At 38.8% G+C, this 12,728-nt stretch carries 16 protein-coding genes; 12 read left to right on the forward strand and 4 right to left on the reverse strand.

The features are described from left to right. Positions 1-234: 234 nt before the first annotated feature. The 9 genes from iadA (at position 235) to SAY88_RS08835 (ending at position 8,357) form a co-directional block, all read left to right on the forward strand. Positions 235-1,404 carry a beta-aspartyl-peptidase gene (gene iadA / locus SAY88_RS08795; protein ID WP_332631082.1) on the forward strand — a complete coding sequence of 390 codons (1,170 nt, stop codon included), beginning with the start codon at positions 235-237 and terminating at the stop codon, positions 1,402-1,404. A 215-nt stretch (positions 1,405-1,619) separates the two neighbouring features. Further along, positions 1,620-2,765, forward strand: a complete 1,146-nt coding sequence (locus tag SAY88_RS08800; protein WP_332631085.1) for an acyl-CoA dehydrogenase family protein — start codon at positions 1,620-1,622, stop codon at positions 2,763-2,765. A gap of 15 nt (positions 2,766-2,780) precedes the next feature. Then, positions 2,781-4,124, forward strand: coding sequence for an acetyl-CoA carboxylase biotin carboxylase subunit (locus SAY88_RS08805; RefSeq protein WP_332631088.1), 1,344 nt, complete (start codon positions 2,781-2,783; stop codon positions 4,122-4,124). A gap of 9 nt (positions 4,125-4,133) precedes the next feature. Then, the gene (locus SAY88_RS08810) at positions 4,134-4,346 is read left to right on the forward strand and encodes an acetyl-CoA carboxylase biotin carboxyl carrier protein subunit (protein WP_332631091.1); all 213 of its coding nucleotides are present in this window, start codon (positions 4,134-4,136) and stop codon (positions 4,344-4,346) included. Between the two features lie 31 nt (positions 4,347-4,377). Further along, positions 4,378-5,280: a hydroxymethylglutaryl-CoA lyase gene (locus SAY88_RS08815; protein WP_332631094.1), complete on the forward strand. Its 903-nt coding sequence runs from the start codon at positions 4,378-4,380 to the stop codon at positions 5,278-5,280. A 13-nt stretch (positions 5,281-5,293) separates the two neighbouring features. After that, positions 5,294-6,073, forward strand: a complete 780-nt coding sequence (locus SAY88_RS08820) for an enoyl-CoA hydratase (RefSeq protein WP_332631097.1) — start codon at positions 5,294-5,296, stop codon at positions 6,071-6,073. An 83-nt stretch (positions 6,074-6,156) separates the two neighbouring features. Then, positions 6,157-7,614, forward strand: coding sequence for an acyl-CoA carboxylase subunit beta (locus tag SAY88_RS08825; protein ID WP_332631252.1), 1,458 nt, complete (start codon positions 6,157-6,159; stop codon positions 7,612-7,614). A gap of 223 nt (positions 7,615-7,837) precedes the next feature. Beyond that, entirely contained in the window at positions 7,838-8,047 is a 210-nt protein-coding gene (locus tag SAY88_RS08830; protein ID WP_034631054.1) for an alpha/beta-type small acid-soluble spore protein, read from the forward strand. 64 nt (positions 8,048-8,111) lie between these two features. Continuing rightward, a complete protein-coding gene (locus SAY88_RS08835) occupies positions 8,112-8,357 on the forward strand; it encodes a hypothetical protein (protein WP_332631104.1) in 246 nt (81 codons plus the stop codon). 85 nt (positions 8,358-8,442) lie between these two features. Here the strand turns inward: SAY88_RS08835 and SAY88_RS08840 are convergent, their stop codons facing one another. From SAY88_RS08840 to SAY88_RS08850, 3 genes are all read right to left on the reverse strand, one after another. Beyond that, positions 8,443-8,613 carry a hypothetical protein gene (locus SAY88_RS08840; protein ID WP_250095926.1) on the reverse strand — a complete coding sequence of 57 codons (171 nt, stop codon included), beginning with the start codon at positions 8,611-8,613 and terminating at the stop codon, positions 8,443-8,445. Between the two features lie 51 nt (positions 8,614-8,664). Next, positions 8,665-8,880 (reverse strand): YheE family protein, encoded by a 216-nt coding sequence (locus SAY88_RS08845; RefSeq protein ID WP_332631107.1) that lies wholly within the window; start codon positions 8,878-8,880, stop codon positions 8,665-8,667. Positions 8,881-9,016: 136 nt separating this feature from the next. Further along, a complete protein-coding gene (locus SAY88_RS08850) occupies positions 9,017-9,484 on the reverse strand; it encodes a hypothetical protein (RefSeq protein ID WP_250095924.1) in 468 nt (155 codons plus the stop codon). A 151-nt stretch (positions 9,485-9,635) separates the two neighbouring features. On the opposite strand from SAY88_RS08850, the gene SAY88_RS08855 reads away from it, so the two are divergent. After that, positions 9,636-10,766 carry a DUF445 domain-containing protein gene (locus SAY88_RS08855; RefSeq protein WP_332631254.1) on the forward strand — a complete coding sequence of 377 codons (1,131 nt, stop codon included), beginning with the start codon at positions 9,636-9,638 and terminating at the stop codon, positions 10,764-10,766. A gap of 109 nt (positions 10,767-10,875) precedes the next feature. Then, complete coding sequence (locus SAY88_RS08860; protein WP_250095923.1) at positions 10,876-11,229, forward strand: YlbF/YmcA family competence regulator; 354 nt, start codon at positions 10,876-10,878, stop codon at positions 11,227-11,229. Positions 11,230-11,304: 75 nt separating this feature from the next. Here SAY88_RS08860 and SAY88_RS08865 read toward each other — a convergent pair whose 3' ends face one another. Then, on the reverse strand, positions 11,305-11,490 hold the full coding sequence (locus tag SAY88_RS08865) for a hypothetical protein (protein WP_332631110.1): 186 nt from the start codon (positions 11,488-11,490) through the stop codon (positions 11,305-11,307). A 212-nt stretch (positions 11,491-11,702) separates the two neighbouring features. Here SAY88_RS08865 and SAY88_RS08870 point away from each other — a divergent pair, with 212 nt between their 5' ends. After that, on the forward strand, positions 11,703-12,545 hold the full coding sequence (locus SAY88_RS08870; protein ID WP_332631113.1) for a Cof-type HAD-IIB family hydrolase: 843 nt from the start codon (positions 11,703-11,705) through the stop codon (positions 12,543-12,545). The last annotated feature ends 183 nt before the right edge of the window (positions 12,546-12,728 follow it).

The following is a 12,728-nucleotide window of genomic DNA, read 5'->3' on the forward strand; positions in this document are numbered from 1 at the left end:
ATTAGGCCACTGAAAAAGGAGAAGAACATTACCTTTTTCAGTGGCCTTCCTCTTCATCCCGCAGGAGTCGAGTGACTTCCGCTCCATTTCACTACGAGAAAACACATTTCTTCACAGCAACACTCTTTACGAAAACAGCCATTCATTAAAACATAGGCTAGATAAGATTTTAACGAATCGAAAATTTGTTATACTTAAGTAACATTGAATTAGATGAAGGATGGAGTGAAATAAGTGTTAATGTTAATAAAACAAGGTGAAATTTACTCACCTAATTATAAAGGAAAAAAAGATCTGTTGGTGGCAGGAGGAAAAATTATAGCAATAGAGGACGCTATTGATGTAACTAGCTTAAACATAAATGTTCAAATAGTAAATGGGGAAGGTTCCTATATTGTCCCGGGGTTTATTGATGGCCATGTTCATATTACTGGTGGTGGCGGAGAAGGGGGCTTTCATACTCGTACGCCAGAACTGATGCTTAGTCAAGCTACGACAGCAGGAGTAACAACCATTGTCGGGGTAATTGGAACAGATGGAACGAGTAGAACGATGCCAGACTTAATTGCAAAAGCAAAAGGTCTCGAGGAAGAGGGAATTTCTTGCTATGTCCATACAGGCTCTTACCAAGTCCCAATTAAGCCTGTAACCGGTTCGATCCAAAGTGATCTAATGCTCATTGATCAAATTATCGGAGTCGGGGAGGTTGCAATTGCAGATCATCGATCTTCACAGCCAACCGTTGAAGAGATTAGCAGGATTGCAGCAGAGGCAAGAATAGGAGGGATGTTGGCTGGAAAAGGCGGCAAGGTGAATGTGCATGTCGGTGACAGTTATCAAACTCTTTCCTTATTGGAGGAAGTGATCTCTCAAACCGATATTCCGATCTCACAATTTATCCCAACTCATATTAATCGTAATGCTACTTTATTTAAAGCCGGAGTAGAGTACGCCAAAAAAGGAGGATTTGTTGATTTTACTACGAGTACGGTTCCAGCGTTCTTGGAAGAAGGAGAAGTAAAATGCAGCCGTGCCTTGAAGTTTCTTTTGGATGAAGGTGTACCATTAGAGCAAATTACGTTTACTTCTGATGCCCAAGGAAGTTTACCTGCATTTGATGATCAAGGAAGATTAATTGGCTTACAAATTGGAGACATAAAATCTCTTTTTGGAGAAGTTCGAGATGCAGTATTGAGTGAAGAGGTACCACTAGAGAAGGCACTACACGTTATAACTAAAAACCCTGCTAACGCATTGAATTTAAAAGGCAAGGGAGAGCTTGCAGTAGGAAATGATGCTGATATTGTGATTTTATCAAAAAATCTTCAAATCGAAACGGTTGTCGCGAACGGACAGGTTATGATTGAGAATGGTGAAGTGAAAGTTAAAGGAACTTTTGAATAAACTACAAGTGTATGTAACAAGTTAAAAAGTTTTATATGGATAATGGAAGGTAGGGTTGTTATTTAGACAGCTCTACCTTTTTTTATTGGCCCTCTCACAAACAGTATTTTATGTTAACGCTTACATTGTTGTCATGCTATTCGTATATCTGACGTATAGTTGGATTAGGTACTTCAAAGTGAGCGACCGCTCAACACATCGAAGGGGGAAAGGGAATGGATTTCGAGTTAACAAAAGAACAAAGCATCGTCCAGGATATGGTACGCCATTTTGCTCGATCTGAAATAGCCCCATATGCAGAAAAGTGGGATAAAGATGCAACATTTCCGAAAGAAGTATTTAAAAAAATGGGAGAGCTAGGCCTTTTAGGTTTGCCTTTTCCTGAAGAATATGGTGGAGCTGGAGCCGATACAATTACGTATGCGATTGCAGTTGAAGAAATTGGTCGTGCCTGTGGGGGGACTGGTTTAAGTTATGCAGCTGCGGTTTCACTTGGAGCAAGTCCGCTTTATTATTTCGGAACAGAAAAGCAGAAACAAAAATATCTTACCCCACTAGCAAAAGGAGAAGCTCTTGGCTCATTTGGGTTAACAGAACCTAATGCAGGTTCAGATGCTGGAGGGACGAGAACAACTGCAGTCCTTGATGGAGATGAATTCATCATTAATGGAGAAAAGTGCTGGATTACCAATGCAGGCTACGCAAGAAGTGTAATTGTTACTGCTGTGACAGGAGAAGATTCAACGGGGAAAAAAATCATATCTGCATTCATTGTTCCGACAGGGCTTGAAGGCTTTCACATTCGGTGCGATTACGACAAGATGGGAGTTCGAGCTTCCAATACGTGTGAATTAGTCCTAGAAGATGTGCGAGTCCCAAAAGAAAACTTATTAGGTGATCCATCAAAAGGCTTTAAACAATTTCTTTACACATTGGATGGAGGAAGGATATCGATTGGCTCATTAGCAGTTGGTATTGCTCAAGCAGCTTTTGATAAGGCTCTCGCTTATGCAAAAGAACGAAAGCAGTTTGGGAAAACGTTATCCAATTTTCAAGCAATTCAATTTAAGCTAGCTGATATGGCAATGGAAATAGAGTTAGCAAGAAATATGGTTCTAAAGGCAGCCTGGCTCAAGGATAAGAATAAGTCGTTTTCTAAAGAAGCAGCTTTTGCGAAATTGTTCGCTTCTGAAACAGCGACAAAAGTGTGTAACGCGTCATTGCAGATTCATGGGGGCTATGGATATATGCGCGAATATGGAGTTGAACGGATGTTGCGAGATGCCAAATTAATGGAAATTGGTGAAGGCACTTCTGAGATACAACGTCTTGTCATAGCAAGGCAATTAGGTTGTTTTTGAGATTGGAGGAGTTAGATGTTTACTCGAGTGTTAATCGCTAACCGGGGGGAGATAGCACTTCGCATTATTCGAACGTGCAAAAAGCTTGGCGTGAAAACGGTAGCTATTTACTCAGAAGCTGACCAAAATGCTCTACATGTACAAATGGCCGATGAATCATATGTAGTTGGCCCTCCCAGAGTACAAGAAAGTTATTTAAATATTAATAAAATCATAGAAATAGCCAAAAAAAGTCAGGTAGATGCCATTCATCCTGGATATGGATTGCTATCTGAAAACGCTGATTTTGCTAGAAGGTGCCAAAGCGAGGCTATTGTTTTTATTGGACCTAAACCTGAGATGATTGCACTAATGGGTGAAAAAGTAAAAGCACGTAAAGCAATGAAAAATGCGGGATTTCCAGTTATTCCTGGTACAGAAGTAGCAACAGAAGATGAAGAAGAGTTGGTGCAAGCAATTAGTCAACTTGGATATCCGATTATGCTTAAAGCCTCGGCTGGGGGTGGCGGCATTGGAATGCAGAAAGTGGAAAACGAAGGACAGTTAAGAAAAGTCTTTTCGTCAAACCAGAAAAGAGCTGAAATGTTCTTTGGTAACGGTGAGATGTTTGCTGAAAAAGCAATCGACCGAGCAAGACATATTGAAATTCAAATTTTAGCAGATCAAAAAGGAGATGTGGTTCACCTTTGGGAAAGGGACTGTTCTGTTCAAAGAAGGAATCAGAAAGTAGTTGAAGAGTCACCATCTCCTTTTTTAGATGAGGAGCTTCGTAGAAAGATGGGAAAATTGGCGACAGACGCTGTAAAAAAACTAGGGTACACAAATGCTGGGACAATTGAGTGTTTAGTTGATGACGAAAAACAAGTGTATTTTCTAGAAATGAATACCCGGTTACAAGTAGAGCATCCTGTAACGGAGGAAATAACAGGAATCGATTTAGTAGAGTGGCAGCTTCGTATAGCAGCTGGAGAAAGCTTGCCATTTAAACAAAAGGACATTAAGCAACAAGGGCATGCCATTGAGGTTCGGATATATGCCGAAGATCCCAAGACATTTTATCCGTCACCTGGAACTATTTCAAATGTACATTTGCCAATGGCAGATGGCATTCGCCATGAATGTGCCGTAGAAAAAGGGACTGTTGTAACCCCTTATTACGATCCGATGATCGCAAAACTAATAGCAAAAGGAGATAGTCGATCGGAGGCAATAACTAAAATCTCAACGGTATTAGAACAATACCGAATTGAAGGAATAAAAACAAACATTCCTATGCTTTTAGATGTATTATCCCATCCTGTCTTCAAAGCAGGAGAAGTGACAACTGCTTTTGTTTCTGATTTTCACAAAAAAGGGTGAGTGAGGACAATGAAAAAAGTGACAACTACTATGGCAGGAAATGTGTGGAAAATTATTGTAGCTGTCGGAGATACCGTTACAGAAGGGCAAGAAATTGCAATCTTGGAGTCTATGAAAATGGAAATTCCGATTGAATCAACTGAGAAAGGGATCGTGCGTGCCATTTTAAAAGAAGAGGGAACATTTGTTGATGAAGGAGAAGCGTTGATAGAGCTTGACTGAATAAGATCTAATTATTAGGGGAAGTGAGTTGATGAGAATAATTGATGTAAACATTCGCGAAGTAGGACCAAGAGATGGATTGCAAAATGAAAAGGAGATTGTAAGCACAGAAGCTAAAATTGAATGGGTGAATCAATTAGTAAAAACGGGACTTCCCTACATTGAACTAACTTCCTTTGTCCATCCTAAGTGGATTCCAGCACTAGCAGATGCAAGTGAGGTTGTTAAAGGTGTGAAGAAAAAAGAGCATGTAACTTTTGGAGCACTTGTACCAAATGAACACGGATTAGAACGAGCGCTAGAGGCTGGAATTGATGAGATTGCGGTTTTTCTATCAACAAGTGAGACGCATAATCAAAAAAACATAAATAAAACCATTGATGATACAATTCCTGTTTTGAAGAAAGTCGTTAGGGAAGCTAAAAGCGCTGGAAAATCAGTCCGTGGCTATGTCTCAACTGTTTTTGGATGTCCGTACGAAGGAGCTGTGAATGTCGATAAAGTTTTGTCTATTTCATCTCAATTAATGGAAATGGGTGTAAACGAAATCTCATTAGGTGACACAATTGGAGTTGCGACACCAAACCAAGTTGTAGAAACAGTAAAAAAAGTTTCAGGTCATATTCCACTTACTAATATTGCCTTCCACCCACATGATACAAGTGGCACTGCATTAGCCAATGTTTATGCAGCATATATACTTGGAGTCCGTGCTTTTGATGGATCGGTTGGGGGTCTGGGGGGATGTCCATATGCTAAAGGGGCAACAGGAAATCTTGCAACTGAGGATATGATTTACATGTTTAATGGAATGAAAGTAGAGACAGGAGTTGATTTAGAGCAGATTACAGCTTGTGCTGTATGGATTCAAAAAAGATTAAAACGAACACTACCTAGTCATCGCCTGCAAGTAGCAATCGCTCAAAAAAGGTAAGGAGGGCTGTCAAATGAAGTCGCTCTTAGTAGAAGAACATGAACAAGGCGTTATTTTGGCAACTCTTAATCGACCAACGAAAGCCAATTCGCTTTCAATTCAACTATTACGTGAACTTAACGATTTTTTATCAAGTGTAGAAAATTCAAAACAGGTAAGAGTAATTATTTTTACGAGTAAGAATTCAAACGTATTTTGTGCAGGAGCTGATTTAAAAGAACGAAATAAAATGGATGAAAAAGAAGTTCGGTTTGCTGTACAAAAAATAGGAATGACTATAAATCGTATTGCTTCATTAAAGCAGCCAACCATTGCGGCAATGAATGGAAGTGCCTTAGGTGGTGGTTTAGAGCTAGGATTAGCTTGTGACTTACGAATTGGTAGTGAAACGGCTATTTATGGTTTAACAGAAACCTCTTTGGCGATTATTCCGGGTGCTGGGGGAACCCAGAGACTATCACGATTGATTGGAGTAGGAAAAGCAAAGGAGCTTATTTTTACAGCTTCTAGAGTATCTGGAATCGAAGCTAAGCAAATTGGGTTAGTCGAACACGTAGAAAAACAAGAAAACGTGTTACAAAAAGCGTTTGAAATCGCTAGAAAGATTGCTAGTAACGGTCCAGTCGCCGTTAGGCAAGCGAAGAGGTCCATTGATCTAGGACTAGAAGTGGATCTACAGACTGCATTAACGATAGAGCGGAATGCATATGAAAAATTGATTTCTACAAAGGATCGCCGCGAAGGCTTGCTTGCTTTTCAAGAAAAAAGAAAACCAAATTACAAAGGGGAGTAGGAGGGATACAAGTGTCTCTTGAGAAAAAGTGGAAAAATGAAGTCGACGAAATTAAACAAGGTGGCGCACCTAAATACCACAGGATGAATGAAGCAAAGGGAAAGTTATTTGTACGAGACAGACTAAAACTTCTACTTGATGATGGAACGGAGCTTGAAGATGGTTTATTTGCTAATTATAAAGTACCGGGTTTACCAGCAGATGGTGTTATTACAGGGATAGGACAAATTAATGGTCAAACGGTATGCGTGATGGCAAACGATTCAACGGTGAAAGCCGGTTCGTGGGGAGCGAGAACGGTTGAAAAAATAATTCGAATTCAAGAAACAGCAGAAAAGCTTCATGTGCCAATGTTGTACTTAGTGGATTCTGCTGGGGCACGCATTACAGACCAAGTGGAAATGTTCCCTGGAAGGAGGGGAGCAGGTCGGATTTTTTATAATCAAGTGAAGTTATCTGGAAGAGTCCCTCAATTATGTTTGTTATTTGGTCCATCAGCAGCAGGAGGAGCATACATTCCAGCCTTTTGTGATACGGTGATCATGGTAGATGGCAACGCGTCTATGTACCTCGGCTCTCCGCGTATGGCTGAAATGGTAATTGGAGAGAGGGTATCCCTTGAGGAAATGGGTGGAGCGAAAATGCATTGTTCGGTTTCGGGATGCGGAGATATCCTAGCTGCTTCAGAGCAAGAAGCCATTACATTAGCAAGAGACTATTTGAGTTATTTCCCATCAAGTTATAAAGAAGCTTCCAACATAACAAAGACAAAAGAAGTGAAAGCATTTGAAAAAAGCATTGATGACATTATTCCTACTAATCAAAATGCCCCTTTTAATATGTACGATTTAATTAACAGAATTATTGATGAGGATACATTTTTTGAAATAAAAAAGCTATTTGCTTCTGAATTAATTACGGGCTTTGCAAGGTTAGATGGCCGTGTAATAGGGATTGTCGCCAACCAGCCAAAGGCAAAAGGAGGCGTTCTATTCCATGACTCAGCTGATAAAGCTGCGAAATTTATTTCACTTTGTGACGCGTACCATATCCCACTGTTATTTTTGGCTGATATTCCTGGATTTATGATAGGAACAAAAGTGGAAAGAGCTGGTATTATTCGTCATGGTGCCAAAATGATTGCAGCAATGTCAGAAGCGACTGTTCCAAAAATCTCCATTATTGTTCGAAAGGCGTATGGAGCTGGTTTGTATGCAATGGCGGGCCCCGCTTTTGAACCAGACTGTTGTTTAGCGCTTCCGCAAGCGCAAATTGCCGTAATGGGACCAGAGGCAGCAGTAAATGCTGTGTATGCGAACAAAATAAAGGAGCTGAAAGAAGAAGAACGTAAATCGTTTATTCAGCAGAAGCGTGAAGAATATAAAGCAGATATTGATGTTTTCCGGTTAGCTTCTGAGCTAGTTATCGATGGCATTGTACAAGGGAATGATCTGCGTGAAGAGTTAATGAAACGTTTCAATGCTTACTCAACAAAGCAAATACAATTTAGTGATCGAAAACATCCTGTTTATCCTGTCTAATGAATGGCTTCTACACATCATGTAGCTTATTCATTTTGGCAGGTCACCAACTTTTGGTATATTCCAATAAACTTATCAGGGTGGTCTCAAAAGGTCTATTTTTGGCCTTTGAGACACCCCCTTCTTAATACTGTTAATACTAATTTCCATAAATTATCAATGGTTTTTTTACATATCTAAATTGAAAATAACCACACTATAAGTACACAAGGAGGTGAGACACATGGCAAGTAACAACAACAGCAATTCAAACCAATTGCTTGTACCTGGTGTACAACAAGCACTTGACCAAATGAAGTATGAAATTGCTTCTGAATTCGGTGTTAACCTTGGAGCAGACTCTACATCTCGTGCAAACGGGTCTGTAGGTGGAGAAATTACTAAGCGCCTAGTTCAAATGGCTGAACAACAAATGGGCGGAACACAACAATAATAAGATTATGGATTAGAAGGGGTGAGTTCGCTCACCTCTTCTTTGTATACAAGGAGATAAAACGATGGGGATGTGTCCAGTTTGTAATGGAATGACTACTTTAGAAATTCGATGTACGCAATGTGAAGAACAGCAAATTGATTACGGGAGAATTATGGATTATTACGAAAAATACGACGCTTATTTGCCAATAGATTTAACTAAAAGAAGCAATGGGATTGCCACTGATTTAAAAGAAGAACAGTGCCCGCATTATTTAGAGTGCAGCCATTGTGGAATTGCAACGGTACACCTTGTTAGTGAACAATAGGTTTTTTTCAAATTAGTAAATGTAACAATAGAAACCAAAAAAGTCGGGAGAGTCTTACCATTGTTAGACACTCCCGACTTTAAAGTTATGATTTAGCTGGAGGATCTTCTTGTTCTAAGTCACCACGAGACTCTTCGATAATTCCAGATTGGCGACCGTGAGTTGTGCCTCCACCAAGGCCTTCATTTATCATTCGATCAACATCGACGAATTTTTTATCGCGGCCTTCATAATTTGACCCTTTGTCTTTTCCCATATGACCACTCCTTTACCTATTAGAATGTGGTGAGTGGCTATATTTTATTCGTTAGTGTTGTTCATACACATGATAAAGCATTAAGTCATGAACATACGGTTCAAGCTTTTCTTTCTTTTGAGCGGAAACATTAGAGTCCCCCCACTTAATGGAGCCATTCTTATAATAAATACCGGTCATATATTGTCCCTCATGGAAGAATGAAAACGCCCACTCGCGTCGTAAAAGGTTATTACGTAAATCTTTCCACTGAAAATGTACTAACAAAGTTATCCTCCCTCATTTCATTTAAAGCGCTTTCTTATACTGTAGCACCTGAAAGCTAATGGGTGTTATACGAAGCGGCGAAAAAAGAACCCTTTTCTCAGTGCTCACTGTTAGGAAAAGTCAAAGACACCCCCTGTTACGCTTCTTTTTCAGTAATGTCATCTGTGTGCCAATGTCCCCCTCCAAACCAAAGGTAAATTTGATCCTTGTCTCCTCTTAAATAAGCAAAACAAACAAGTCCAGCTTGAAGAGCATACTTTATTTTTTGTTTGTCATCATAACGAATTTTTGTATAGCAGACCCCGAGATCGTTGATTAGGGAAGTAAAAAGATTGATTTGAATTTCAGTTTGTGAATAATTAGGAGCAATAATGAATGCAGAATGTGTTGTCCCATAATCGGAAACGGCAGCGACTGCAATGATTTTTCCGTCCCAAAGAGCTAACTTAATACAAGTACCAGGCTGGTGTAAATGGTGTTTTTTCAATTTGAAAAGCCAAGAATAACAAGAGCTCACCTCATCTTTATCGTGACGTTTAACAAAGTTCAAGATTGGTCTGCGGTATTGCTCCCATTGGCGACTCCTTAGCGAAATAATCTTCATTTAAAGGACCTCCTTTGATTAGTGAGGGAGAACTTTATAATATAAAGGGGTTCACATTGAATAACTAGCGAGGGAGTATTGTCGTATCGTATACTATGTGATAGGTGCCTATTTGGTGAATGGAAAAAGGAGTGTTATCAATTTGCAAACAATGTTGTTAATTGCTTTTATGGTAATAATTGGTGCTGTTATAGGCGGCTTAACCAATTCACTTGCTATAAAAATGTTATTTCGGCCATATAAAGAAGTGAGAATTCGGTCTTGGCGTGTTCCTTTTACTCCTGGATTGATTCCAAAAAGACACGATGAACTCGCTAAGCAACTTGGAAAAATGGTCGTTGATTATTTGCTTACAGCTGAAGGTCTTGGGAAAAAGTTGAAAAGCAAGGCTTTTTCTTCAGGAATGATCAGTTGGTTACAAGTGGAAGCACAAAAAATAATGAGAAGTAATGAAAGTATTAAGACTGTCTTTGAACAACGTTTTGCCGTTACAGATCTAAAGGATCGTCTTTTAAACAAAACGGAAGCGATAGTTAAGCAGGGCTATAGTCAATTTATTCAACAAAATCGCAATGAATCATTAGAAAAATTAATTCCTTCCTCATTACAAAGTAAAATGGAAGAACAAATTCCAATTGTAACTAATTATATTCTTGAAAGGGGACAATCATTCCTTCAAAGTCCAGAGGGGAAAGAAAGATTAAGTGTGATGGTTGACCGCTTTTTAATTCAAAAAGGGACATTAGGGAATATGATTTCTATGTTCCTCGGCAATGAACGATTAGTTGACAAAGTACAGCCAGAGCTTTTGAAGTTTTTAAAAGATGAGGGGACACAGGCCCTCGTAGAACAGTTATTAAAGCAAGAGTGGCTGAAAGTGAAGCAGAAAAAACTTGAAGATGTAGAAGGTTTTTTAAATGAAAAGGAAATTGTCTCGTTTATTACACGAACGTTAGAAACACAAGTGCCTTTATTTTCTACGATAGAACAGCCAATGAATGAGTGGACAGGTGCTTATGAGGAGTACGTTGAAACAACAATCATTCCAAAAGGTGTAGAGGTGATTTTGGACATGCTCAGCACTCATTTGGAAACATTGCTCGAACGCTTCCACCTTGATGATATAGTTCGTGAACAAGTACAAACGTTTTCGGTTGAACGTTTAGAGGAGCTTGTTCTATCCATTTCCAAGCGAGAATTTAAAATGATTACGTATCTTGGGGCGGTTCTTGGGGGCTTGATTGGTTTCATACAGGGTTTCATTATTATGCTTATAGGGTAGTAAACTAGGTAAATCGATATTTTTTGTACAAAATAAGCTCGATGGGATGAAATGCTATAGCGGAAATGTTATAGTCGGTAGGACTATTATTTTGAGGAGGACATACATAATGTCAAATGTTTATGATAAGGCTCACGAATTAAAAAAGACACTTGCTGAAAGTGAAGAGTTTACAGCACTTAAATCATTGCATGAACAAATTGCAGCTGATGATATTGCCAAAAGAATGTTAGATAACTTCCGTAAGCTTCAACTTGAACTTCAACAAAAGCAAATGCAAGGAGTTCAAATTACGGAAGAAGAGGCTCAACAAGCACAACAGCAATTTGAGCTTGTTCAACAACACGAGTTGATCTCTAAGCTAATGGAAGCAGAGCAACGTTTAAGTGTAATCATTGGAGATGTAAACAAGATTATTACAGAACCTTTAGAGGAAATCTACGGAAATCCTGATCAACAATAAATATGATAATGAGTTTGGGGTTGTTCCAAAGGTCAAAGGCCTTTTGGAACAACCCTTTTTCTTTCAGTGCCCTCTTTATTTGGATACTTTTTTCTTAACAATCATTGCAATGTGAATGACAAAACCAGTTAAAAGGCCCATACAGGCTGAGCCAAGTATGGTCATTAGAATTGTTTGTAAGGTTTGCCCATATAATTGTGAAGCAGAAAGTAGTAAGAAAAAGACAATAGGTAATAAATAGTAAGATGCAACTTTTTTCATAAGACCCCTCTTAAAATATTTTCTTTTAACAGTCAGTAAGTATAATAAGAACTATTATTCCCATTTTATGCAGTAATTAAAGTATAGAAAAGATTCGGTACTTCGTCTAGGTTCTAATAAACGAGCTATCTTCATAGTCTTACTTATAAAGAGCAAGCCATTTATTGTTGCTCAAAACATAGGGACAACATGAAGAAGGGGGACTTACGACAATGACTTATAAACTGCTAGCCCTGAACATCGATGGAACCATATTAAGGTCAAATTCTAAAATTACAAAACAAACCAAGGATGCAATTCAGTATGTGAAGGAAAAAGGAGTGTATGTGACTCTTGCGACGTCAAGACCATACCCATCTGCGAAAAAGATTGCAAAAGCATTAAAAATAGATGGGTGTCTTATTACAAGTGATGGAGCATTTATTGCTCAAAATGCAGATGAACCTATTTTTGTACGAAGAATACAAGAAGAGAAAGCTCTACAAGTTGTGGATATTTTAGAGAGGTATGAATGTCACATACGAGTGTTACATGAAGACTTCTCGATTGGTAATAAAGTGAAACAGAGAAATCATTTGATAGCAAAAATGACTATTGGGGTAGGGGATCCATTATTTTATCCTATTCGTTTCGTAGACTCTGTTTGTGAACAGCTTATGCAAGAGCCAATGTCTCCTCCGAAAATTCAAGTTCAGTTCTTCGAAAAAGAGGATCAAAAGCGAGCTATTAGGCAAATTGAAGAAGTGGCTAATGGAGTTAGAGTGCTTGAATCGGCTCCGGGTAGGTTTGAGATTGTAAGTGCAGGAGTTTCAAAGGCAAGAGGATTACAAACATTAGGCCAGTACCTAGGAATAAGAGCCAATGAAATGGTAGCTGTAGGATCACAAAATACTGATGTTGACATGGTTAATCAAGTAGGTTTAGGCGTGGCGATGGGAAATGCAACTGATTCAGTTAAAGAAGTGGCAGACTGGTTGACTCGTACAAATGAGCAAAATGGGGTTTCCTACATGATTCGAGAAGTGTTTCGCAAACAATTGAGAGTGCAATTATAAATTTCCTTTATGTCTACGGGCTTTCTCAAAAGGTCAAGAACAGACCTTTTGAGAAAGCCCTTTTTTTATTTTTTAACAGTTCATACAAGGAAACTGTAATAATAGAATTATTTTTATTGACTTGTAGCTAGAAAAGAATAATATATTATAAGGTAGTTCGCATTTGTAAAAAAATGTTTCTTA

The sequence above is a fragment of the Halalkalibacter flavus genome, assembly GCF_036663575.1.
Taxonomy (GTDB): domain Bacteria; phylum Bacillota; class Bacilli; order Bacillales; family Bacillaceae_D; genus Halalkalibacter; species Halalkalibacter flavus.

Coding starts and splice junctions, on each gene's coding strand:
- SAY88_RS08800 (WP_332631085.1), top strand. CDS start 1,620: ATGGATTTCGAGTTAACAAAAGAACAAAGCATCGTCCAGGATATGGTA.
- SAY88_RS08805 (WP_332631088.1), top strand. CDS start 2,781: ATGTTTACTCGAGTGTTAATCGCTAACCGGGGGGAGATAGCACTTCGC.
- SAY88_RS08810 (WP_332631091.1), top strand. CDS start 4,134: ATGAAAAAAGTGACAACTACTATGGCAGGAAATGTGTGGAAAATTATT.
- SAY88_RS08815 (WP_332631094.1), top strand. CDS start 4,378: ATGAGAATAATTGATGTAAACATTCGCGAAGTAGGACCAAGAGATGGA.
- SAY88_RS08820 (WP_332631097.1), top strand. CDS start 5,294: ATGAAGTCGCTCTTAGTAGAAGAACATGAACAAGGCGTTATTTTGGCA.
- SAY88_RS08825 (WP_332631252.1), top strand. CDS start 6,157: ATGAATGAAGCAAAGGGAAAGTTATTTGTACGAGACAGACTAAAACTT.
- SAY88_RS08830 (WP_034631054.1), top strand. CDS start 7,838: ATGGCAAGTAACAACAACAGCAATTCAAACCAATTGCTTGTACCTGGT.
- SAY88_RS08835 (WP_332631104.1), top strand. CDS start 8,112: ATGGGGATGTGTCCAGTTTGTAATGGAATGACTACTTTAGAAATTCGA.
- SAY88_RS08840 (WP_250095926.1), bottom strand. CDS start 8,613: ATGGGAAAAGACAAAGGGTCAAATTATGAAGGCCGCGATAAAAAATTC.
- SAY88_RS08850 (WP_250095924.1), bottom strand. CDS start 9,484: ATGAAGATTATTTCGCTAAGGAGTCGCCAATGGGAGCAATACCGCAGA.
- SAY88_RS08855 (WP_332631254.1), top strand. CDS start 9,636: ATGTTGTTAATTGCTTTTATGGTAATAATTGGTGCTGTTATAGGCGGC.
- SAY88_RS08860 (WP_250095923.1), top strand. CDS start 10,876: ATGTCAAATGTTTATGATAAGGCTCACGAATTAAAAAAGACACTTGCT.
- SAY88_RS08865 (WP_332631110.1), bottom strand. CDS start 11,490: ATGAAAAAAGTTGCATCTTACTATTTATTACCTATTGTCTTTTTCTTA.
- SAY88_RS08870 (WP_332631113.1), top strand. CDS start 11,703: ATGACTTATAAACTGCTAGCCCTGAACATCGATGGAACCATATTAAGG.